21 protein-coding genes and 1 tRNA gene are annotated in these 20888 nt (G+C 62.6%); 14 read left to right on the forward strand and 8 right to left on the reverse strand.

Features of this window, described 5'->3' with window-relative positions:
- Positions 1-99: 99 nt before the first annotated feature.
- The 3 genes from phbB to Q4543_RS12640 all read right to left on the reverse strand — a co-directional run bounded on the left by phbB (position 100) and on the right by Q4543_RS12640 (position 3164).
- The gene (phbB, locus tag Q4543_RS12630) at positions 100-822 is read right to left on the reverse strand and encodes an acetoacetyl-CoA reductase (RefSeq protein WP_303438760.1); all 723 of its coding nucleotides are present in this window, start codon (positions 820-822) and stop codon (positions 100-102) included.
- A gap of 163 nt (positions 823-985) precedes the next feature.
- The gene (locus Q4543_RS12635) at positions 986-2161 is read right to left on the reverse strand and encodes an acetyl-CoA C-acetyltransferase (RefSeq protein ID WP_303438762.1); all 1176 of its coding nucleotides are present in this window, start codon (positions 2159-2161) and stop codon (positions 986-988) included.
- A gap of 172 nt (positions 2162-2333) precedes the next feature.
- Positions 2334-3164, reverse strand: a complete 831-nt coding sequence (locus tag Q4543_RS12640; protein ID WP_303438764.1) for an EAL domain-containing protein — start codon at positions 3162-3164, stop codon at positions 2334-2336.
- Positions 3165-3555: 391 nt separating this feature from the next.
- Between Q4543_RS12640 and rpsD the strand changes: the two genes are divergently transcribed.
- The 3 genes from rpsD to preA all read left to right on the forward strand — a co-directional run bounded on the left by rpsD (position 3556) and on the right by preA (position 6981).
- On the forward strand, positions 3556-4176 hold the full coding sequence (rpsD, locus tag Q4543_RS12645) for a 30S ribosomal protein S4 (protein WP_216004444.1): 621 nt from the start codon (positions 3556-3558) through the stop codon (positions 4174-4176).
- A 173-nt stretch (positions 4177-4349) separates the two neighbouring features.
- The gene (locus Q4543_RS12650; protein ID WP_303438767.1) at positions 4350-5684 is read left to right on the forward strand and encodes an NAD(P)-dependent oxidoreductase; all 1335 of its coding nucleotides are present in this window, start codon (positions 4350-4352) and stop codon (positions 5682-5684) included.
- On the forward strand, positions 5677-6981 hold the full coding sequence (gene preA, locus Q4543_RS12655; protein WP_303438769.1) for an NAD-dependent dihydropyrimidine dehydrogenase subunit PreA: 1305 nt from the start codon (positions 5677-5679) through the stop codon (positions 6979-6981). The genes Q4543_RS12650 and preA overlap by 8 nt, the downstream gene beginning before the upstream one ends.
- A gap of 90 nt (positions 6982-7071) precedes the next feature.
- Here preA and Q4543_RS12660 read toward each other — a convergent pair whose 3' ends face one another.
- Positions 7072-7314, reverse strand: a complete 243-nt coding sequence (locus Q4543_RS12660) for a hypothetical protein (RefSeq protein WP_303438771.1) — start codon at positions 7312-7314, stop codon at positions 7072-7074.
- A gap of 24 nt (positions 7315-7338) precedes the next feature.
- Positions 7339-7971, reverse strand: a complete 633-nt coding sequence (locus Q4543_RS12665) for a TetR family transcriptional regulator C-terminal domain-containing protein (protein ID WP_303438773.1) — start codon at positions 7969-7971, stop codon at positions 7339-7341.
- A 188-nt stretch (positions 7972-8159) separates the two neighbouring features.
- On the opposite strand from Q4543_RS12665, the gene Q4543_RS12670 reads away from it, so the two are divergent.
- The 8 genes from Q4543_RS12670 (at position 8160) to Q4543_RS12705 (ending at position 15404) form a co-directional block, all read left to right on the forward strand.
- Positions 8160-9407 carry a Zn-dependent hydrolase gene (locus tag Q4543_RS12670; protein WP_303438775.1) on the forward strand — a complete coding sequence of 416 codons (1248 nt, stop codon included), beginning with the start codon at positions 8160-8162 and terminating at the stop codon, positions 9405-9407.
- Positions 9404-9754: a hypothetical protein gene (locus Q4543_RS12675; protein WP_303438777.1), complete on the forward strand. Its 351-nt coding sequence runs from the start codon at positions 9404-9406 to the stop codon at positions 9752-9754. Before Q4543_RS12670 ends, Q4543_RS12675 begins: the two co-directional genes overlap by 4 nt.
- Positions 9755-9756: 2 nt before the next feature.
- On the forward strand, positions 9757-11211 hold the full coding sequence (gene hydA, locus Q4543_RS12680; protein ID WP_303438780.1) for a dihydropyrimidinase: 1455 nt from the start codon (positions 9757-9759) through the stop codon (positions 11209-11211).
- Between the two features lie 145 nt (positions 11212-11356).
- Positions 11357-12172 (forward strand): ABC transporter ATP-binding protein, encoded by an 816-nt coding sequence (locus tag Q4543_RS12685; protein WP_303438782.1) that lies wholly within the window; start codon positions 11357-11359, stop codon positions 12170-12172.
- A gap of 25 nt (positions 12173-12197) precedes the next feature.
- A complete protein-coding gene (locus tag Q4543_RS12690; RefSeq protein WP_303438784.1) occupies positions 12198-12602 on the forward strand; it encodes a GNAT family N-acetyltransferase in 405 nt (134 codons plus the stop codon).
- Positions 12599-13462, forward strand: a complete 864-nt coding sequence (locus tag Q4543_RS12695) for an ABC transporter permease (protein ID WP_303438786.1) — start codon at positions 12599-12601, stop codon at positions 13460-13462. The genes Q4543_RS12690 and Q4543_RS12695 overlap by 4 nt, the downstream gene beginning before the upstream one ends.
- The gene (locus Q4543_RS12700) at positions 13459-14379 is read left to right on the forward strand and encodes an ABC transporter permease (RefSeq protein ID WP_303438789.1); all 921 of its coding nucleotides are present in this window, start codon (positions 13459-13461) and stop codon (positions 14377-14379) included. The genes Q4543_RS12695 and Q4543_RS12700 overlap by 4 nt, the downstream gene beginning before the upstream one ends.
- A gap of 38 nt (positions 14380-14417) precedes the next feature.
- Complete coding sequence (locus Q4543_RS12705) at positions 14418-15404, forward strand: ABC transporter substrate-binding protein (RefSeq protein WP_303438791.1); 987 nt, start codon at positions 14418-14420, stop codon at positions 15402-15404.
- Between the two features lie 88 nt (positions 15405-15492).
- Here Q4543_RS12705 and Q4543_RS12710 read toward each other — a convergent pair whose 3' ends face one another.
- Together Q4543_RS12710 and Q4543_RS12715 are read right to left on the reverse strand one after the other, a co-directional pair.
- On the reverse strand, positions 15493-16518 hold the full coding sequence (locus Q4543_RS12710) for an acyltransferase family protein (RefSeq protein WP_303438793.1): 1026 nt from the start codon (positions 16516-16518) through the stop codon (positions 15493-15495).
- Positions 16519-16851: 333 nt separating this feature from the next.
- Positions 16852-17196, reverse strand: coding sequence for a hypothetical protein (locus tag Q4543_RS12715; protein WP_303438795.1), 345 nt, complete (start codon positions 17194-17196; stop codon positions 16852-16854).
- Positions 17197-17301: 105 nt separating this feature from the next.
- Between Q4543_RS12715 and Q4543_RS12720 the strand changes: the two genes are divergently transcribed.
- Complete coding sequence (locus tag Q4543_RS12720) at positions 17302-18033, forward strand: Crp/Fnr family transcriptional regulator (RefSeq protein WP_303438797.1); 732 nt, start codon at positions 17302-17304, stop codon at positions 18031-18033.
- On the opposite strand, the gene Q4543_RS12725 is transcribed toward Q4543_RS12720, so the two are convergent.
- On the reverse strand, positions 18034-19056 hold the full coding sequence (locus tag Q4543_RS12725; RefSeq protein ID WP_216004458.1) for a LacI family DNA-binding transcriptional regulator: 1023 nt from the start codon (positions 19054-19056) through the stop codon (positions 18034-18036). It abuts the gene before it with no gap.
- 140 nt (positions 19057-19196) lie between these two features.
- Between Q4543_RS12725 and Q4543_RS12730 the strand changes: the two genes are divergently transcribed.
- Positions 19197-19273 (forward strand) — tRNA-Arg (locus Q4543_RS12730).
- A gap of 302 nt (positions 19274-19575) precedes the next feature.
- A complete protein-coding gene (locus Q4543_RS12735; RefSeq protein WP_303438799.1) occupies positions 19576-20790 on the forward strand; it encodes a helix-turn-helix domain-containing protein in 1215 nt (404 codons plus the stop codon).
- The last annotated feature ends 98 nt before the right edge of the window (positions 20791-20888 follow it).

Genomic DNA, 20888 nt, shown 5'->3' on the forward strand with positions numbered 1-20888 from the left:
AGGCTGTGTGCACAGGCACAGTTGCGCGCTGGCGTGGTGCATCAGTGCACAAAAAACGCCCCGGACGGGCCAAGTCCGGGGCGTCTGGAAAGTGTCGGATCAGACGAAAAACTGACCGCCGTTGGCCGAAATCGTCGAACCGTTGATGAAGCCGGCGTCATCCGAGGCAAGGAACACCACGCAGCGCGCGATTTCCTCGGGCTCGCCGAGACGACCGGCCGGGATCTGTGCGATGATCGAGTCCCGCACCTTTTCGGGAACGGCCATGACCATCTCGGTCGCGATGTAGCCGGGGCAGATCGCGTTGGCGGTGATGCCGGCGCGGGCGCCTTCCTGAGCGAGCGACTTGATGATGCCCAGATCGCCCGCCTTGGTCGCGGCATAGTTCACCTGAGCGAACTGGCCTTTCTGACCGTTGATCGACGAAATGACGATGACACGGCCGAACTTGCGCTCGCGCATCCCCGGCCAGATCGGGTGAACGGTGTTGAACACGCCGGTCAGATTGGTGTCGATCACCTCTTTCCACTGCACGGGCGTCATCTTGTGGAAGGGCGCGTCACGGGTGATGCCCGCGTTGGCGACGACAACGTCGATCGGGCCAAGATCGGCCTCAACCTGAGCGATCCCCGCCTTGGAGGAGTCGTAATCCGCCACGTTCCACTTGTAGGTCTTGATGCCGGTTTCAGCGGTGAAGGCGGCGGCCTTTTCATCGTTTCCCGCGTAGGTCGCGGCCACGTCGTAGCCCGCAGCTTTCAATGCCTTGGAAATCGCCTCGCCAATGCCGCGGCTCCCCCCGGTGACCAATGCAACTTTCGCCATGATGTCCCTCCAGTCCGGCTTTATATCAATATCCGGTAACTTTGTTACTAATTAAAGTCAATGCGCGCAATCTTGTTGCGCACATCATTCGTCAGCGTGCGAGGCTGTCACGCCACGCATTTCCGCGCCACGAGGGCGTCATGGCGCGGATTCGGGCGCCCGATCAGGGGCGTTCGATGCACATGGCGACACCCATGCCGCCGCCGATGCACAGCGTGGCGAGGCCCTTCTTGGCGCCGCGACGCTTCATCTCGAACAGCAGGGTGTTGAGGACGCGTGCGCCCGACGCGCCGATCGGGTGACCGATGGCGATGGCGCCGCCGTTCACGTTCACGATCGACGGATCCCAGCCCATGTCCTTGTTCACAGCGCAGGCCTGAGCGGCAAAGGCCTCGTTCGCCTCGACGAGGTCAAGATCGGAGACCGACCAGCCAGCCTTTTCCAGTGCCTTGCGCGAGGCATAAATCGGGCCCACGCCCATGATCGACGGATCAAGACCTGCGGTCGCGTAAGATGCGATGCGGGCGATCGGCTCGATGCCGCGCTTTTCGGCTTCGTCGGCGGACATCAGCAGCACACCTGCGGCACCGTCGTTGAGCCCGGAGGCATTTGCAGCAGTGACCGTACCGTCCTTGGTGAAGGCGGGGCGCAGTTTCTGCATGCTTTCGAGCGATGCGCCGTGACGGATGTATTCATCCTTTTCGACGATGGTATCGCCCTTGCGGCCCTTGACGGTGAAGGGGATCACCTCGTCATCGAACTTGCCGGCTTTCTGTGCGGCTTCGGCCTTGTTCTGCGATGCCACTGCGAACTCGTCCTGCATCTCACGCGAGATCTGCCATTTTTCGGCGACGTTTTCGGCGGTCTGGCCCATGTGGTAGCCGTTGAATGCATCCCACAGGCCGTCCTTGATCATGGTGTCGATGTATTTGACATCGCCCATCTTGTAGCCGTTGCGCAGGTTCTGCGCATGGACCGACATCGACATGTTTTCCTGACCGCCGGCGCAGACGATGGAGGCATCGCCAAGCAGGATGTGCTGGGCACCAAGCGCCACAGCGCGCAGGCCGGACCCGCAGACCTGATTGATGCCCCATGCTGCGCTTTCCTGCGGCAGGCCTGCATTGATATGTGCCTGGCGGGCGGGGTTCTGGCCCTGAGCTGCGGTCAGCACCTGCCCGAGGATGGTCTCGGAAACGTCTCCCTTGTCGATCCCGGCGCGGGCGACAAGCGCTTCAAGCACGGCAGCGCCGAGGTCATGCGCGGGGGTGTTGGCAAAGCTTCCCCCGAAGCTGCCGACGGCGGTACGGGCCGCGGATGCGATAACGACATTCGTCATGGATTACTCCTCCAAGCATAAACTGACGAGGGAGGCTGCATCATAATAGGCAAGCCTCCCTTTTTGGGTCTTGCGCCCCATGCTTAGCGCGACCTTTCAGAGCGCGACAGGGGGTCTGGGAGGAAAGTAACCACTGGTAGCGCAAATGGTAGCGCAAATTTAACTCGTTGGGTCAGCCTTGTGCGCGTTCGCCTTCGGCAATGCGCCATTCAGGGGAAACCGTGGGCGCACCAAAATAGTAGCCTTGAAGGCAGTCGAGCCCAAGGTCGGTCAGGAAGCTGGCGTCGTCGGCACGTTCGACCGATTCGGCGACGGTGAACATGTCGAACTGTTCGGCGATGCTTAGAATGGCGCGGGCCATCACCTGATTGTCCGGATCCTCGGCGATGCCGCGGGTGAACGCACCGTCAATCTTGAGGATGTCGAAGGTGAAATCCTTGAAATGCCGCAGAGAGGAATAGCCCGCGCCGAAATCATCGACCGCAAAGGTTATGCCCTTGACCTGAAGGTTCGCCATGAAGGCCACTACCAGTTCGGGCACCAGCATGGCAGAGCTTTCGGTAATCTCGAGGATCAGCCGTTCGCCTATGGTCGGATTGCCAGCGAGCCCGCGCTGCAGCGTTTCTGTCCAGCGGGGATAGCCGATCGAGCGGGCCGACATGTTGATTGCAAGCCGCAGCGAGGGGACATGGGCCAGCTCGTTCAGCCCTTCCTCAAGCGCGATGCAATCGAGCATCCGGCCATATTCCGTGTCCTCTACCGCGCCAATGAAATCGCGGGCGGGAATGATGCGGCCGGTCTCGTCCAGCACGCGGACAAAGCCCTCGTGAAAGGCGGCAGTGCCCGGCCTGCGCGCCTGCACCACGGGCTGGAACGCAAGCAGCACCTGCTTGTGCCGGATCGCCATGCGCACGGTGTCCAGCATCGTCTTCTCGCGTTCTGTTACCGCGATATCGAGCGGGCTGAGCCTTGGTGTCCTGCCCTTTTTCTTGTCGCCCTGCATGGTCGTTTTCCCCGTGGTGCCGCCTGATCGAGGGGCATAGGCCCCGGTCCATACGCTACACTCGGTGCTCTCGCTTAACCGGTCGTAAAAGATCTCATTTGGAGCTAAATTCCCCGGCAAGGATCGCGCTGTTGACTCGGGCGAATGATGGCCCTATTAGCCGCCACTCGTTGGTGTTGGTGGCCCCCGCAAGGGGATGCCTGTCAGACCGGGGCGCCAAGCGCGATTCGTCGCGTGCAGGTCCGGGAAGAGGACAACGCCCTTTATCGCTGCGGCAAGGCCGGATGCGGGGTTGACTTGGAACGGTTGCATGGACACGCGTCCGCAACCCGAAAAGTGGGGTCCGGTTTCCGGAACCGGTTGCAGGGCCAATAATAAAGGAGATCAGACGGTGACCAAACGCACCTCTGCCAAGTACAAGATCGACCGCCGTATGGGCGAAAACATCTGGGGCCGCCCGAAGTCCCCGGTGAACCGCCGTGAATACGGCCCCGGCCAGCACGGCCAGCGCCGCAAGGGCAAGATGTCCGACTTCGGTCTGCAGCTGCGCGCCAAGCAGAAGCTCAAGGGTCACTACGGTGACATGACCGAAAAGCAGTTCCGCCGCATCTTCTCCGATGCCGAGCGCGCCCGTGGTGACACCGGCGAGCTGCTGATCGGCCTGCTCGAGCGCCGCCTCGACGCCGTCGTCTACCGCGCCAAGTTCGTGCCGACCGTGTTCGCTGCCCGTCAGTTCGTGAACCACGGCCACGTGTTGGTCAACGGCCGCCGCGTGAACATCCCGTCGTACCGCGTTCAGGAAGGCGACGTGATCGAGGTTCGCGAGAAGTCCAAGCAGCTCGCTCTCGTTCTGGAAGCCTCGCAGCTGACCGAGCGTGACGTGCCCGATTACATCGACGTCGATCACAACAAGATGGTTGCGACCTTCGTGCGCACCCCCGGCCTGTCGGACGTGCCCTTCGCCGTCCAGATGGAACCGAACCTCGTGATCGAATATTACGCTCAGAACTGATTTCGGTTCTGCATCGCGCTACGGAAGGCCGCTCCCTTTGGGGCGGCCTTTTGTTTTGCCTGTTTTGAAGGCAAAGGCCCCCGGCCCGGGTCTGCTTTGATATTTTACCAGTTGATAAAAAAATCGACCCATGGAAGCCTTGCCGTAACACAATAGGCAGCGGGAGGCGACCGATGGACGTTAAGGCTCTGGCCTCGGGGATCACCCCGGGGCGTCTGAACAAGGCAAGGATCGAGGCGGGGTTTGCCGATCTGCACCCGGCGCTCGATGATCACGAGGCGCTGGTGGCGGCGGACCGCTGCTATTTCTGCCATGACGCACCCTGCGCCACGGCCTGCCCGACGGATATCGACATTCCGCTGTTCATCCGCCAGATCGCGACCGGCACGCCCGAGGCGGCGGCGCGCACGATCCTGTCGCAGAACATTCTTGGCGGCATGTGTGCACGGGTCTGCCCGACGGAAACGCTGTGCGAAGAGGTCTGCGTGCGCGAGACCGCCGAGGGAAAACCGGTCGAGATCGGTCGCCTGCAACGCTACGCCACCGACGCGCTGATGGCGCAATCTGCCCATCCGTTCGAACGCGATGTGGCGACGGGCAAGCGCATCGCGGTGGTCGGGGCTGGGCCTGCCGGTCTGTCCTGTGCGCACCGGCTGGCGATGATGGGGCATGACGTGGTGCTTTTTGATGCGCGGCCCAAGCCGGGCGGGCTGAACGAATACGGCATTGCGGCTTACAAGAGCACCGAAGATTTTGCTGCCCGCGAGGTCGACTGGCTGATGGGTATCGGCGGCATCGAGCTGCGCTGCGGCATGGCGCTGGGGCGCGATCTGACGCTGGATTCTCTGCGGGCCGAGTATGATGCGGTGTTTCTCGGCATGGGTCTTGGCGGCGTGAATGCGCTTGGGGTTCCGGGCGATGACAAGAGCGGCGTCGTCAATGCGGTCGATTTCATCGCCGATCTGCGGCAGGCGGCGGATCTTGCGGCGTTGCCGGTGGGGCGCGACGTGGTGGTGATCGGCGGCGGCATGACGGCGGTGGATGCCGCCGTGCAGTCAAAGCTGCTGGGCGCGCTGAACGTCACCATCGTCTATCGTCGCTCGCAGGAGCGGATGGCGGCCTCGGTCTATGAACAGGATCTGGCGCAGGCCAAGGGCGTGCGGATCATCTGCAATGCCTCGCCGGTTGCGGTCCATGGCAACGGGGCGGTGCGCGAGATCGAATTCGAATTCACCGATGATGACCTGTCCCCGACGGGCGAGACCTTCCGTCTGCCCGCAGATCAGGTGTTCCGCGCCATCGGCCAGACGCTTGTGCCGGGCGATCTGCCAGAGCTTGACGGCCGCAAGATCGCGGTGGACGGCACCGGGCGCACGACGCTGCCCGGGGTCTGGGCCGGAGGCGATTGCGCCGCTGGCGGAGACGATCTGACCGTGACGGCGGTGGCCGAAGGCCGCGACGCCGCCGAAGACATCCACGCAAGCCTGATGGAGCAAGCGAATGGCTGACCTGACCTCCAACTTCATCGGGATCAAATCCCCGAACCCGTTCTGGCTGGCCTCGGCGCCGCCGACCGACAAGGAATACAACGTCCGCCGCGCCTTTGACGCGGGCTGGGGCGGCGTGGTCTGGAAAACGCTGGGCGAGGCCGGCCCGCCGGTGGTCAACGTCAACGGGCCTCGGTATGGCGCGATCTGGGGAGCGGATCGGCGCTTGCTGGGGCTCAACAATATCGAGCTTATCACTGACCGCCCGCTCGAGGTGAACCTGCGCGAGATGAAGGCGGTCAAGCGCGACTACCCTGACCGCGCGCTGATCGCATCCATCATGGTCCCCTGCGAAGAGGCGGCGTGGAAGGCGATTCTGCCGCTGGTCGAGGAAACCGGCGCCGACGGGATCGAGCTGAATTGCGGCTGTCCGCATGGCATGTCCGAACGTGGCATGGGCGCGGCGGTGGGGCAGAACCCCGACCTGATCGAAATGATCACCCGCTGGTGCAAGCAGACCACCCGGATGCCGGTCATCGTCAAGCTGACCCCGAACATCACCGACGTGCGCCTTCCGGCCGCGGCCGCCAAACGCGGCGGTGCGGACGCGGTGTCGCTGATCAACACGGTCAATTCCATCACCTCGGTGGACCTCGATCTTTATGCGCCCGAGCCGACGATCGACGGCAAGGGCAGCCATGGCGGTCTGTGCGGACCGGCGGTCAAGCCGATGGCGCTGAACATGGTGGCCGAGATCTCCCGAAACGCGGAAACCGCCGATCTGCCGATTTCCGGCATCGGCGGGGTGACCACGTGGAAGGATGCCGCCGAATTCATGGCGCTCGGGGCTGGAAACGTGCAGGTCTGTACCGCCGCGATGACCTATGGATTCAAGGTGGTGCAGGAGATGATCTCGGGCCTGTCGCAATACCTTGACGACAAGGGTATGGCGCTGGACGATCTGGTCGGTCGCGCAGTGCCGAATGTCAGCGATTGGCAGCATCTCAACCTGAACTACGTGACCAAGGCGGTGATCGATCAGGAGGCCTGCATCAGTTGCGGGCGCTGCTATGCCGCCTGCGAGGACACCTCGCATCAGGCCATCGACATGAGCGAGGATCGCGTGTTCTCGGTCAAGGATGACGAATGCGTGGCCTGCAACCTGTGCGTCAACGTCTGCCCGGTCGAGAATTGCATCACCATGAAGCGTGTCGAGCCGGGGGACATCGACCTGCGCACCGGCAAAGTGGTTCCCGCCGAGCCAGCGGACTGGACGACCCATCCCAACAATCCGATGGCGGTGCGCGCCGCCGAATAGGATCTTTCGACCGAAAGATCCTGTGGCGCGCATCAAAGGCCCGGGAGAATTCTTGCGAATTGTTCCGGGCTGACCTTGGCTCGCCGGGTATCAGCAGTGCACATGCATCTGGCTTGGGTTGCAGATGATGACGTATTGATCGCCGCATTCGACAAGGTGGAAGCCACGGGCCTGAACTTCGGCCAGCAGCGCGTCATGGTCGATTTCGCGGTGCACGTCGGTCTTGTCGCGACGCAGCACCCCGCCAGTCTCTGCCGCGGTCGCGGAAAAGAGCTGCGCCTGCCAGGCCGGGTTGCGCGGCCGTGAGGACTGAAAGAAGGGGACATGTTTCATGCCCGTAGCTTCTGGTGATTCTGGTTAACCAGACCTTTCCGAAACCGTGAGCATTGTGCGAAACATCGCCTCGACATGCGCAAATGCCGCGTCCCACCCGGCTGCCTCGTCCGGGATCAGCACCCGGATCTGCGCGTCGAAATCGGCGTAATGTTGGGTGATCGCCCAGATCGACAATAGCAACTGGCGCGGATCGATCTGCGCCAGACGCCCTTCGGCGATCCAGTCGGCGATCACGGCGGCCTTTTCGTCGAACAGCGGCTTCAGGCCGCGTTCAAGATGCGGCCCCATGCGCGGCGCGCCTTGCAGGATCTCGTTGGCGAACAGCCGGCTTTCGCTCGGAAACTCCCGGCTCATCTCCATCTTGCGGCGCACATAGGCGAGGATTTCGTCCAGCGGGTCTCCGCCCGGATCCATTTCGTGAAGGGGGGCGAGCCAGTCTTCCATCAGGCGGTTCAGCAGCGCGACGTGGATGGCCTCCTTGCCGTCGAAATAGTAGATCAGGTTGGGCTTTGACATGCCCGCCGCATCGGCGATCTGGTCCAGCGTCGCGCCGCGATAGCCATGCTGAGAAAACACCTCGAGCGCCGCTTCCATGATGCGCTTGCGATTGCGCAGCTGGATGCGACTCGGCTTTCTGGCGACCTCCTCGGACATTCCTACTCCTCTCGCTCAATTTGCGGGCAGATCGCCCCGGCACATGCCCGCTTTCCACGCGGAGTTCTTAACGGAATTCTTGACAGGCTCGAGAGCCATTGCAATCGTGGCTTTACCAAATGGTAAAAAACCAGCGAGCCGGTCGGGAGCCGGCCCGGAAAAACAGCAGACTGAACAGGGGAAGCGACATGGTGACCGGTGAGAACCTCCGGATTGATGGCGACCGTTTGTGGGACAGCCTCATGGAGATGGCAAAGATCGGGCCGGGGATCGCGGGCGGCAACAATCGTCAGACGCTGACCGATGAGGATGCCGCAGGGCGCGCCCTGTTCAAATCGTGGTGCGACGAGGCAGGGCTGAGCATGGGCGTCGACCAGATGGGCACCATGTTCATGCGCCGCGAGGGCACCGACCCGGATGCGCTGCCGGTTTACATGGGCAGCCACCTTGATACCCAGCCCACGGGCGGCAAGTACGACGGCGTGCTTGGCGTGCTCGGAGCGCTGGAAGCGGTGCGCTCGATGAACGATCTGGGCATCAAGACCAAGCATCCGATCGTGGTGACGAACTGGGCCAACGAGGAAGGCGCTCGCTTTGCCCCCGCCATGCTGGCGTCGGGCGTGTTCGCCGGGGTGCTGACGCAGGATTACGCCCACGCCCGCACGGATCTTGAGGGCAAGACCTATGTCAGCGAGCTGGAGCGCATCGGCTGGAAGGGCGACGAAGAGGTCGGCGCGCGCAAGATGCACGCCTATTACGAGCTGCACATCGAACAGGGGCCGATCCTTGAAGCCGAGGGCAAGGATATCGGCGTTGTCACCCATTGCCAGGGGCTGTGGTGGCTGGAATTCACCCTGACGGGGCGCGAGGCGCACACCGGCTCGACCCCGATGGAGATGCGGGTGAACGCGGGCCTTGCAATGGCGCGAATCCTCGAGATGGTGCAGGAGGTAGCGATGGGCGAACAGCCGGGCGCGGTTGGCGGCGTCGGACAGATGCAGTTTTCGCCCAATTCGCGCAACGTGCTGCCCGGCACGGTGGTCTTCACTGTCGATATCCGCACCCCCGATCAGGCCAAGCTGGACCGGATGCGGGCCGAAATCGAAACCCGCGCCGCCGCGATCTGCGACGAGATCGGCGTTGGCTGCGCGGTCGAGCCGGTGGGCCATTTCGACCCGGTGACCTTTGCCCCTGAGCTGGTGGGCAACGTGCGCAAGGCGGCCGAGGAGCTGGGGTATTCGCATCTCGATATCATTTCGGGCGCGGGGCATGATGCCTGCTGGGCGGCCAAGGTCGCGCCTGCAACCATGATCATGTGCCCCTGCGTGAAGGGCATTTCGCACAACGAGGCCGAGGAGATCAGCAAGGACTGGGCGACGGCGGGAACAGAGGTGCTGTTCCGTGCGGTGCTAGAGACGGCGGTGATTGTTGAATGAATAGAGTATTGCGAGTGGTTGCGATCTGGAAGGACGCAACTGATCCGTCAGACGACAGGCTCACTATTGATGTGGTGGTCAATGATCAGAACCTTGTCCTCAAAAAATGTATGACATTTGGTTTCATGGGGTCAGCGAGCCCAAATGCTGAAAAATTCCACCCCTTCGCTTTGAGAATAGATGGGACATTGGCGAACGGGTCAGATACCGGCGAGCCAGACGACACAGATGAAAGCGTCAACATTCACGGCAAAAAGGCCGAAATGGGCGAGCTTTTCACCTATCTACAGGATGGCGAGGAATACATCTATCGAATCGCCCAAATAGTAGACTTGGGAGAACCTTAAATATGACCACTGTCATCAAGGGCGGCACAGTCGTCACCGCAGATTACAGCTACGTCGCGGATGTTCTTGTCGAGGGTGGCAAGATCATCGAAATCGGTCCCGATCTGAAGGGCGACGAGGTTCTGGATGCGGCGGGCTGCTATGTCATGCCGGGCGGGATTGACCCGCATACCCATCTTGAGATGCCGTTCATGGGCACCTATTCCGCCGATGATTTCGAAAGCGGAACACGCGCGGCGCTGGCGGGTGGCACCACGATGGTGGTGGATTTCGCGCTGCCCTCACCTGATCAGGGGCTGCTGGACGCGCTTAAGATGTGGGACAACAAATCCACCCGTGCCCATTGCGATTACAGCTTTCACATGGCGATCACCTCGTGGAACGAGAAGATCTGGGGCGAGATGGAGACCGTGGTCAAGGAGCGCGGCATCACCACCTTCAAGCATTTCATGGCCTACAAGGGCGCGCTGATGGTGAATGATGATGAACTGTACGCGTCGTTCAAGCGCTGCGCCGAGCTGGGGGCGATTCCGCTTGTGCATGCCGAGAATGGCGACGTGGTGGCGGAACTGTCTGCGCGTCTGCTGGCCGAGGGCAACACCGGCCCCGAGGGTCACGCCTATTCCCGCCCGCCGCAGGTGGAGGGCGAGGCGACAAACCGCGCCATCATGATCGCCGACATGGCCGGGGTGCCGCTGTATGTCGTGCATGTCAGCTGCGAGGACAGCCACGAGGCCATTCGCCGCGCCCGGATGATGGGCAAGCGGGTCTGGGGCGAGCCGCTGATCCAGCACCTGACGCTGGATGAGTCCGAGTATTTCGACAAGGATTGGGATCATGCGGCGCGCCGGGTGATGTCTCCGCCGTTCCGCAACAAGATGCATCAGGACAGCCTGTGGAACGGGCTGTCGGGAGGCTCGCTGAGCTGCGTGGCGACGGATCACTGTGCCTTTACCACCGATCAGAAGCGGTTTGGCGTGGGGGATTTCACCAAGATTCCCAATGGGACGGGCGGGCTGCAGGACCGGATTCCGATGCTCTGGACCTATGGCGTCGGGACGGGGCGGCTTACGAAAGAAGAATTCGTCGCGGTGACCTCGACCAATATTGCCAAGATCCTGAATTGCTATCCACGCAAGGGGGCGGTTCTGGTCGGGGCGGATGCGGATCTGTTGGTGCTCGACCCGGAGAAGACCAAGACAATTTCTGCCGCGTCCCAAGAATCTGCCATCGATTACAATGTGTTCGAGGGCAAGGAGGTCAAGGGCCTGCCGCGCTTCGTGCTGACGCGCGGGCGGGTTGCGGTGATGGACGGCGATCTGAAGCCCGCCGAAGGGCATGGGCAATTCGTCAAGCGCCCAGCGTCTGGCACGGTCAACACCGCGCTGTCGTCGTGGAAGGCGCTGACGGCGCCGCGCCCGGTCGAGCGCTCTGGCATTCCTGCCAGCGGGGTTTGAGGTGCCGCAGTGTGCCTGCGGCGGCAAGAGGGGGGCAGGGGCCTGCCCGGCCACGACCTGCAATCGCGCGCCGCCATCGAGCCAGACGCCGGGGGTTGCCTGAGGCCTGCTGGCCCGCCCGAAACCAGATAAGCAGAAAGATAACATGCCCGCCGATCAAGTGAGCCGCACGCCAAAGATCGCCCGCAACACGGTGATCGACGCCAGCAAGCTGAACCTGACCTTCGAAACCAACGATGGGCCGGTTCATGCGCTTCGGGACGTGGATCTGAAGGTCGAGGCGGGCGAGTTCGTTTCGTTCATCGGGCCTTCGGGCTGTGGCAAGACCACCTTTTTGCGGGTGATGGCGGATCTGGAACAGCCGACCTCGGGGCAGATCCTCGTCAACGGCGTGCTGCCCGAAGTGGCGCGCAGAAACCGCGCTTATGGCTACGTCTTTCAGGCGGCGGGGCTGTACCCTTGGCGGACCATCGGCGGCAACATCCGCCTGCCGCTCGAGATCATGGGCATGCCCAAGGCGGTGCAGGCGCAAAAGGTGCAAGAGGTTCTGGAGCTTGTCGATCTTGCCGGGTTCGAAAAGAAATACCCTTGGCAATTGTCGGGGGGAATGCAGCAGCGCGCTTCGATCGCGCGGGCGCTGGCCTTCGAGGCGGGCATTCTGCTGATGGACGAACCGTTCGGGGCGCTGGACGAGATCGTGCGCGATCACCTCAACGAACAGCTTCTGGCGCTTTGGGCGCGCACGCAGAAGACCATCTGTTTTGTCACTCATTCGATCCCCGAGGCGGTGTATCTGTCGACAAAGATCGTCGTGATGTCGCCGCGTCCGGGGCGGATCACCGACGTGATCGACAGCCCACTGCCGCGCGAACGCCCGTTGGACATTCGCGATTCCCCGGAATTTCTCGAGATCGCGCACCGGGTGCGGGAGGGGCTGCGGGCCGGGCATGCCTATGATTGATGCCCCGAAACCCCGGCGTGCCACGATGGATGACATTCCGGCCTGCGCTGCGGTGATCAACAGCTGGATCGACCGCACCGACTGGTTTCCCCGGCTCTATGGCCCGGAAACCATCCAGCAGGCGTTTCATGACGCGTGGGACAAGCGCGAGATCTTTGTGATCGGTGCGCCTGTCGAAGGCTATGTGTCGATCGACCCCGCCCAACGTAAGATCGCGGCGCTTTATACCGCGCGGCCGGGTGCCGGGCTGGGCAAGGCTTTGTTGGACACGGCGAAGGACGGGCGCGAGATGCTGTTCCTTCATACGCATGTTCCCAACGACGCCGCGCAGCGGTTTTATCGCCGCGAGGGCTTTGTGCAGGTCGGCGGCGCACTGCCCCCCGAGCCGCCCGAGACCGTCCCGGAGATCCGCATGGAGTGGCGGGCATGAGGAATATCCTACCGGTGTTGACGGTGATCCTTGCGTTGCTGGTGGTCTGGTACGCGGCGGCGTTTCAGCTCAACAAGCAATGGGCGCTGGACATGGCGGCGCGGCAGGATCGCGTGATGACGACGCAGCAGCTGATCGCCGACACATGGGCGCAGGACAAACCGAAACTGCCCGCGCCGCATCAGGTGGCGGTCGAGCTGTGGGAGACGGTGGCGCTCAAGAACGTCACGTCGCGGCGCAGCCTTGTCTACCACGCCTGGGTGACGCTGAGCGCGACGCTGGCGGGCTTTGGGCTCGGCACCTTGCTGGGCACCTTGCTGGCGGTCGGTATCGTCTACAGCCGGGTGATGGATCAGTCGGTGATGCCGTGGGTGATCGCCAGCCAGACCATCCCGATCCTTGCCATCGCGCCGATGATCATCGTGGTGCTCAACGCCATCGGGATTTCCGGGCTGCTGCCCAAGGCGATGATCTCGATGTACCTGTCGTTCTTTCCGGTGGTCGTGGGGATGGTCAAGGGCCTGCGCTCGCCCTCGCAGATGGAACTGGACCAGATGCGCACGTGGCACGCCAGCGGCGTGCAGGAATTCATCAAGCTGCGCTTGCCCGCGTCGATGCCCTATCTCTTCGCCTCGCTCAAGATCGCCATGGCGGCGAGCCTTGTCGGCGCCATCGTCGGAGAGCTGCCGACAGGCGCTGTTGCCGGGCTTGGCGCGCGGCTGCTGGCGGGCAGTTATTACGGGCAGACCATCCAGATCTGGTCGGCGTTGTTCATGGCAGCTGCGGTGGCGGCGGCGGCGGTGGGGATCATCGGCATCCTGCAGCGTGCGACGCTCAAGCGCATGGGGCTTGATAGATGATCCGCTCGCCCATCATTCTGATCGAAGCCGCGCTGGGCCTTGTGTTGACGCTGCTCGCCGCTGTAGCGCTGGGCGGGCAGGGCGCGCTGGTGACGGCGCTGGTGTTCGCCGTCTGGATCATTGGCACGCTGATCAACCTGCGGCTTGCGGCGGGCGGCAGGGGCGCGGGGCTGGCGCCGCTGGTGCTGGGACTGACGCTTCTGGGGATGTGGGAACTCGCGGTGCGCGGGTTTGGTATCTCGCCGGTGATCCTGCCGCCGCCATCGGCCATCGCGGTGCGCATCGCAGGCTCGCTGCCGATCCTGTGGGAGGATTTCGTGCAAACGGTGATCAAGGGCGCGCTGAGCGGCTACGTCATCGGCTGCGGCGCGGCGCTGATCACCGCCGTCATCGTCGACCGCTTTGATTTCCTGCGGCGCGGCCTGCTGCCGGTGGGCAATTTCGTCGCTGCGCTGCCGGTGATCGGCATCGCGCCGATCCTTGTGATGTGGTTTGGGTTCGACTGGCAGAGCAAGGCCGCCGTGGTCGTGGTGATGGTGTTCTTTCCGATGCTGGTGAACGCGGTCGAGGGGCTGCGCGCCACCGAACCGATGCAGCGAGACCTGATGCACACCTACGCCGCCGGGTACTGGACGGCGCTGGTCAAGCTGCGCCTACCCGCCGCGCTGCCTTTCGTTTTCAACGGGCTGAAGATCGCCAGCACGCTGGCGCTGATCGGGGCCATCGTTGCCGAATTTTTCGGCTCTCCGATCCGGGGCATGGGGTTTCGGATTTCCACCAGCGTCGGGCTGCTTGCGCTGGATCTGGTCTGGGCTGAAATCGTGGTGGCGGCCATCGCCGGATCGGCCTTTTACGGCGCCATCGCGCTGATCGAGAAACGCTTGACCTTCTGGCACCCGTCGCAACGGGGCCGGTGACAAAGACCAGATAACAATAACCAACACGGGAGACGACCATGACCTTCACCAAACTCGCCACTGCGGCTCTGATGCTGGCGGCAGGCTCCGCGCAGGCAGCAGACGAGCTGACGCTGCAGCTCAAATGGGTGACGCAGGCGCAGTTCGCTGGCTATTATGTGGCTGCCGACAAAGGATTCTACGAGGAAGAAGACCTCGATGTCACCATCAAGCCGGGCGGCCCGGATATCGCCCCGGTGCAGGTGCTGCTGGGCGGGGGCGCCGATGTCATGGTCGACTGGCTGCCCTCGGCGCTGGCGGCACGTGAAAACGGCGCGCCCATCGTCAACATCGCGCAGCCGTTCAAGTCTTCGGGGCTGATGCTGACTTGCCTCAAGGAAAACGGCATCGAAACCCCCGCCGATTTCCCCGGCCACACGCTGGGCACGTGGTTCTTTGGCAACGAGCTGCCGCTCTATAGCTGGATGTCCAAGCTGGGCTACGCCACCGACGGCTCCGATGGCGGCGTGACCATTCAGAAGATCAACTTCAACGTCGATCCGCTGCTGCAAAAGCAGGTCGATTGCGCCACCACCATGACCTACAACGAATATTGGCAGGTGATCGACGCCGGGCTGACGCCGGAAGATCTCGTGGTGATCAAATACGAGGATGAGGGCATTTCCACCCTCGAAGACGGGCTTTACACCACCGAGGACAACCTTGCCGACGATGCCATGGTCGACAAGCTGACCCGCTTTGTGCGCGCCTCGATGAAGGGTTGGAAATACGCCGAGGCGAACCCGGACGAGGCCGCCGACATCGTGTTGGAATATGACGAGACCGGGGCCCAGACCGAAAAGCACCAGAAGCGCATGATGGGCGAGGTCGCCAAGCTGACCGCAGGCAGCAACGGCGCACTGGACCCGGCGGATTTTGAGCGCACCGTCGACGTGCTGCTGTCGGCAGGCGCCGACCCGGTGATCACCACGAACCCCGGCGAAGCCGCATGGACCCACAAGATCACCGATGCGGCGCTTCAGTAAGGGCTGACCGCAAGATCAGGCTGCAAGATCTGGCCGTGCCCCTTTGCCGGGCGCGGCTGTTTCATGCCATGGGGCCATGAGCCTTGGGTCATTGCGGGGTAGCTGCGCCTTGCCGCCTGGCGTTCGGCCGACCTTGCCCAAGCAGCAACGTGCGGGTCGCGGGAAGCGTAAGAAACACCGCATGACAGCCAAGGCTTGCGGCGACGGTCAGCGCCCATCTTGACCAGGGTTCCGACAGGCCGACCCCCGCAAGCGCCATCTGGATCGGCATGTGCACATACATGATCGTCATCGACGCGTGGCTGCACTGCGCAAGGATCGCGCTGGCCCGCGGCAACCGGGCGCCCGCCCGGCCCAGCCCGACCAGCGCCGATGACATCGCGACCGCAACCAGGCAGGTGATGATCGGGATGCCGTAATTCGCCCCTTTCATCGCCATCGGCGGCGCTTGGAATAGGGCAATGGCGGCGGCGTAGGCAAGGGCAACGGCGCAGCATGTTATCAGCAGCCGCCGCGACGGGTGGAACAGCACACCACCATACCTTGCGCCGATGTGGAAAAGCGGAATCGCCATCGCGCAGACGTTGATCGCCCAGGGAAGCCAGAAGCTCGGCAGCAGCAGCTGATTCACATACGCCAGCCCAAGGCAGGCGAGTGAAACCGCCCACATCCCGCGCGCAGGAAGCCGCGTCGCAAGCGCATTATAGGCCAGCGCGGTAAAGAAATAGCAGGTCGGAAACCAGAAGATCGTCAGTGGCGCGACAAGCTTTTCGCCGCCAAGGACAAGCACCCTGAGACGCCACCACAGATCCCCTACACCGTTGCGCCCGGCGCTTTCGATCAGGCCCGGAAGCGACAGCAGCACGATGAAAGCCATGTAGGGGACGATCAGCTTGCGCAGCAGCCTGACCAGCACATCGCGAGTGCCCTGCGCCTTGAACAGATAGCCTCCGACCAGAAAGAAGAACGGCATGTGAAAGGCGTAGATGACATCCTTTGCCGGTCCGTCAAAGACATGTCCGGCCACCACAAGCAGGATCGCGATCCCGCGCGCAACGTCCAGACCCAGATCTCGGCTTAGGGGCCTCGCGCGCTGGGGGCGGCTGATTTCCATGACACACTCGCTAAACAATGAACCCGGGCATCCCTCCGATGGTCAGGCGGCGAGGGACATCCAATCAAACACCCTGACCGCCAAAGCGTAGGGCATCCTCCCCCCGCATGGCAAACGCCAAGTCGGCTGCGTGGCGCGGAACAAGGGATGTGCGGCAGCGGCAGGCGAAAAGAGGTGGCCTGAAATGGCCACCCCGTTTTTCGTTCTGAAATGCAGATCCGAGGCAATGCATGGCCAGTTGGGGAATGGCCAGAGGGTAATTCAACGGTCACAATCGTTGCTGAGCGCGTTTTAGGTCACCTCTGTAACGACGAAATGACGTTGCCCGAAATGTCAGTCTTCGATCAGTGCAAGCAGATCCGCCGCCCGGAACGGGCGTTGCAACACCCGGAACCCCGCGTTTTCGCCCCGCTCTTCGGCATCATTGCCCATCAGCACAAGCCGCGCGCCGACCCGGGTCAGCGCCTGACCAAGCGGGGTGCTGCTCACCGCTTCGGGGGGCATGAAGACAAAGGCGACAACCGGCCCGCTCAGACCGGCAAGCCTATCCAGCGCGTCATCACGGCTGCGGGCGTTCTCGACCCGCGCAGAGGGATAAGCTTCGAGAAGAATGCCGGTGATATCCTCTGCGACGAATGCATCCGAGATGCAGACAAGGAAGGTCGGGACAGAGATCATGGGGCGATTCATATAGGCCTATAGGGTGCAGGATCCCTTGCCTCATGGAACAAAGATCCGCAGTCGGCATTAAACTACGACATATCACAGACGCGGAATGACCCGATGAAGACGGTTTCCTGCCGGTCCTGCCCCCTTGCCGAGTGCGACTCGCTGATTCACCACAGTGTAGACGAGCGCAGGTTCCTCGAAAAATTCCGGGCTGGCGAGATGGCGGTCGAGGCGGGCACGCAGATCCTGCTCGAAGGCTCCAGCGCGCCGCAATTTTATACCGTGCTCGACGGGATGGGGCTGCGCGACAAGACCCTGCCCGACGGGCGGCGGCAGGTGATCAATTTCGTGATGCCGGGCGATCTTCTGGGGCTTCAGGCCAGCATCATGGGCGAGCTGAACCATTCCATCGAAGCGGTGACGCCGATGCGCCTGTGCGTGTTTCGGCGCGATGACATCTGGACGCTGTTCCGGCAGATGCCTGAGCTGAGCTATGCCCTGACGTGGATCGCCGCCACCGAAGAGCATTTCCTTGGTGAGACCATCGCCTCGATCGGGCAGCGCGACGGCACCGAGCGCGTGTCATGGGCGTTGCTCAAGCTGTATCAACGGATGCGGGCGCTCGGCCTCGGCAGGGCCAGCCGCATTCCGCTGCCGTACCGGCAACAGGATCTGGCCGACGCGCTGGGGCTGTCGCTGGTGCACACCAACAAGACGCTGGCCAAGCTGCGCGAGCGCAGGGTGGCGGACTGGTCGCACCACGAGCTGCATGTGCCTGACCTTAAGGCGCTGGCAGAGCTCGCGGTGGCAGATCTGGACGCGCCGCCGAAGCGGCCATATCTCTGATCAGCGCCGCAGCGTGTCACCATAGGCGATCTTGGGCGTCATTTCGATGACCTTGTCGAAGCTCGCGCTGGGGTCGTTGACCCGCGCCGCGATGACCTCGGCTGCCTTGATGCCGATCTCGGTGCGGCAGGCATCCATCGTGGCCAGCTTCTTGGGCAACCCCTGAAGCAGCTCGACCCCGTTAAAGCCCGCAAGCCCGATCTCCGACGGGATCTTGCGCCCCTGCTCCAGCAGGTAGAGCAGGCCACCGGCACCAATCATGTCGTTGGAATAGTAGATGAAATCCAGCTCTGGCTCTTTTTCCAGCAACGCGGCGGTCATCTCGCGACCTTTGGCCAGCGCCGAGCCGCCGGAATAAAACTCCGACGCCGCGATCTCGACCCCGCCCTTGGCGAGCGCCTCGGTAAAGCCTTCGAACCGCTTGCGTGCGCGGAAATCGAGCGGCATCTTGGTGCCAAGAAAGCCGATCTTCTGATAGCCGGCCTTGAGGATGGCATTGGCCATCTCGCGCCCGGCGCGGCGGTGGGAAATGCCCACGGCGGTGTCGATCGGGGTGCCATCGGTGTCCATGATCTCGATGACCGGAATGCCGCTGGCCTTGAGCATGGCCTTGGAGGCCTCGGTATGTTCGATGCCCGCAATGATGATCCCCGAGGGGCGCCACGACAGCATCTCGTAAAGGACGCGCTCTTCCTTTTCCGGTTCATAATCGGTGACGCCGACCACCGGTTGAAGCTCGGTGTGCTCCAGCACAGAGGTGATTCCCGCCATCACCTCGGGAAAGACCATGTTGCGCATCGACGGGATGATTACGGCAACGAGGTTCACACGCTGACTTGCCAGCGCTCCTGCAATCTTGTTCGGCACGTATCCTAGCTCCTTTGCGGCCTGGAGAACCTTGGCCCGGGTGGCTTCGGACACATCGCCGCGATTGCGCAGCACCCGGCTAACCGTCATTTCCGAAACACCGGAGGCCTCGGACACATCTCTCAGGGTCAACGGACGTGTAGCGTCGTCTGCCACGGTGCGGACCTCCTCAAATTTTCTCTTTGAGGGCGATGTTAGTCTTTCTAGGGCGGTGCACAAGGCGACATTGGGGGGTGCTTCGATTTCACGCAACCGAGGTGACAACCGCTTTCGAAGCGGCTAAGACGGCGAAGCGTGGTCCCGTGGCTCAACTGGATAGAGCAGCCCCCTCCTAAGGGGCAGGTTGCAGGTTCGAATCCTGCCGGGGTCACCACTTTTCATTTTTATATCAGATATTTGCGTACCTATGGTGCGCGCATCCTGCAGCTTCTTGCAGGATTTTCCCGCGGTTTTCGGTGCTGGATCGAGAGCATCCCGTACAAAACCCGTACAGTCGTATCGGGTCGGTTCTGATTCAGCTGGGAGATGGGCAAAGAAAAACCTCGGTCCGGCGGCAACCGAAACCGAGGCAAATTCAAAAGCAGGCACGAAATTCTGCTTCCTTAAGTTTAGCGCATCGAACCGCCCTGACACAACGAAAATCCTGTGGGGCGACCTTGCCCATGGGAGGTCCGCATGACGCATGTGTTGACGCACCGCGGCCTGCCGGACGGGATGACCCGATGGGACCTCTACGGCCTCCTGGTGAAAGCGGCGAAGCATTTCGGCCTGACCGATACGACGCTCAAGTACTTGCGCTTCGCGATCTCCAAGACGCAGGATCAAGACTATGCCGCAGGCAGGATCTGTGCCCTGTGGCCCTCGGTCTCGGAAACCGCATCGCAGCTGGATGCGGACCCGCGCCAGATTGCGCGGGCCGAAGCCCGACTTGCAGAGCTGGGCTTCATCGTGAAATCCAGTGCGGCACGTTGCAGACGGTATGGTGTTAGGTCGGAGAACGTTATCCGCTATGCTTTCGGCATCAACCTTGCCCCGCTCGTGGACCGCGCCCGCGAGATCGAAACCGCCGCGCGGAAGGCCTGCTTCGAGAAGGAAGAGGCCAAGCGCCTGCGCCTTCATATCCCTAAACTGCTAGAGCGGGTTCGCACCTCCGGGGACGCCTCCGCCGAAGAGGCCGCGGAAGTGATCCTGCCATCTCGCCGCCCTTCCCGCATCTGGCGCTACGCACGGTTGAAGGAGATCGCCGACGCTTTGGAGGCGTTGATCGAGACGCTCGCCGAGGCGCCTGTGGCAGTGGAAATGTCTGACCGGTGCGACGCGGATGTCGCACCCAGGGAAGGTAGAAAAACAAACTCAAAAAGAAGTAGCGGCAGGCAGCCCGAACTTCGGCTGACCCCTGCGCAGTTCTGCATTCTCGCCAGCCCGGGCTTCGAAGACGCGGTGAAGATATACACCCCTCCAGGCGCGCCACCAGATTGGCGCACGATCTCTGCTGCGGCGAAGGACTGGGCTCAAGTTCGGGGTATCCCGGCGGGTCTCTGGCAGAGGCAGGTCGACTGCCTCGGCTCAGAGAAGGCCGCCGTCTGTTTGCTGGTTGCAGACCGGAATGCGGAGAGAGAGGGCAGCGCACATCACGTCGATGATATGCGACGCGCGTTCCTCGGCCTGGCTCGGAATACCGCCGCGCGCGGTTCTGCGCTCCAAGGATTGATTGGAGAGCTCCAGGGGCTTCAGCGTCAATTGCGCGCCGCTGGTAACAGGTCGGACGGCGCCGACCAAGTACCGCGGAGTGGTGGTGAGATCGCCTCCCATACGGCAGGCGAGCCACCGCTGCGCAGCCGCCGAGGGCGGCTCTCTGGAAATATCGGTCACGGATACCGCGAAAGCTGAGGAAGGGCAGAGTTATGGTCACAAGACGGACATCCAGTTCACCCACGTCTTACGACGCGGGAACAGGCGAGGGGGCGATGCCCCCTTCGAACCCCCGG

The organism is Salipiger sp. 1_MG-2023, assembly GCF_030547555.1.
GTDB lineage: Bacteria > Pseudomonadota > Alphaproteobacteria > Rhodobacterales > Rhodobacteraceae > Salipiger.

Coding starts and splice junctions, on each gene's coding strand:
- Q4543_RS12675 (WP_303438777.1), top strand. CDS start 9,404: ATGAATAGAGTATTGCGAGTGGTTGCGATCTGGAAGGACGCAACTGAT.
- hydA (WP_303438780.1), top strand. CDS start 9,757: ATGACCACTGTCATCAAGGGCGGCACAGTCGTCACCGCAGATTACAGC.
- Q4543_RS12635 (WP_303438762.1), bottom strand. CDS start 2,161: ATGACGAATGTCGTTATCGCATCCGCGGCCCGTACCGCCGTCGGCAGC.
- Q4543_RS12700 (WP_303438789.1), top strand. CDS start 13,459: ATGATCCGCTCGCCCATCATTCTGATCGAAGCCGCGCTGGGCCTTGTG.
- Q4543_RS12665 (WP_303438773.1), bottom strand. CDS start 7,971: ATGTCCGAGGAGGTCGCCAGAAAGCCGAGTCGCATCCAGCTGCGCAAT.
- Q4543_RS12720 (WP_303438797.1), top strand. CDS start 17,302: ATGAAGACGGTTTCCTGCCGGTCCTGCCCCCTTGCCGAGTGCGACTCG.
- Q4543_RS12715 (WP_303438795.1), bottom strand. CDS start 17,196: ATGATCTCTGTCCCGACCTTCCTTGTCTGCATCTCGGATGCATTCGTC.
- Q4543_RS12670 (WP_303438775.1), top strand. CDS start 8,160: ATGGTGACCGGTGAGAACCTCCGGATTGATGGCGACCGTTTGTGGGAC.
- Q4543_RS12710 (WP_303438793.1), bottom strand. CDS start 16,518: ATGGAAATCAGCCGCCCCCAGCGCGCGAGGCCCCTAAGCCGAGATCTG.
- Q4543_RS12690 (WP_303438784.1), top strand. CDS start 12,198: ATGGATGACATTCCGGCCTGCGCTGCGGTGATCAACAGCTGGATCGAC.
- preA (WP_303438769.1), top strand. CDS start 5,677: ATGGCTGACCTGACCTCCAACTTCATCGGGATCAAATCCCCGAACCCG.
- Q4543_RS12685 (WP_303438782.1), top strand. CDS start 11,357: ATGCCCGCCGATCAAGTGAGCCGCACGCCAAAGATCGCCCGCAACACG.
- Q4543_RS12695 (WP_303438786.1), top strand. CDS start 12,599: ATGAGGAATATCCTACCGGTGTTGACGGTGATCCTTGCGTTGCTGGTG.
- Q4543_RS12660 (WP_303438771.1), bottom strand. CDS start 7,314: ATGAAACATGTCCCCTTCTTTCAGTCCTCACGGCCGCGCAACCCGGCC.
- Q4543_RS12735 (WP_303438799.1), top strand. CDS start 19,576: ATGACGCATGTGTTGACGCACCGCGGCCTGCCGGACGGGATGACCCGA.
- phbB (WP_303438760.1), bottom strand. CDS start 822: ATGGCGAAAGTTGCATTGGTCACCGGGGGGAGCCGCGGCATTGGCGAG.
- Q4543_RS12650 (WP_303438767.1), top strand. CDS start 4,350: ATGGACGTTAAGGCTCTGGCCTCGGGGATCACCCCGGGGCGTCTGAAC.
- Q4543_RS12640 (WP_303438764.1), bottom strand. CDS start 3,164: ATGCAGGGCGACAAGAAAAAGGGCAGGACACCAAGGCTCAGCCCGCTC.
- Q4543_RS12705 (WP_303438791.1), top strand. CDS start 14,418: ATGACCTTCACCAAACTCGCCACTGCGGCTCTGATGCTGGCGGCAGGC.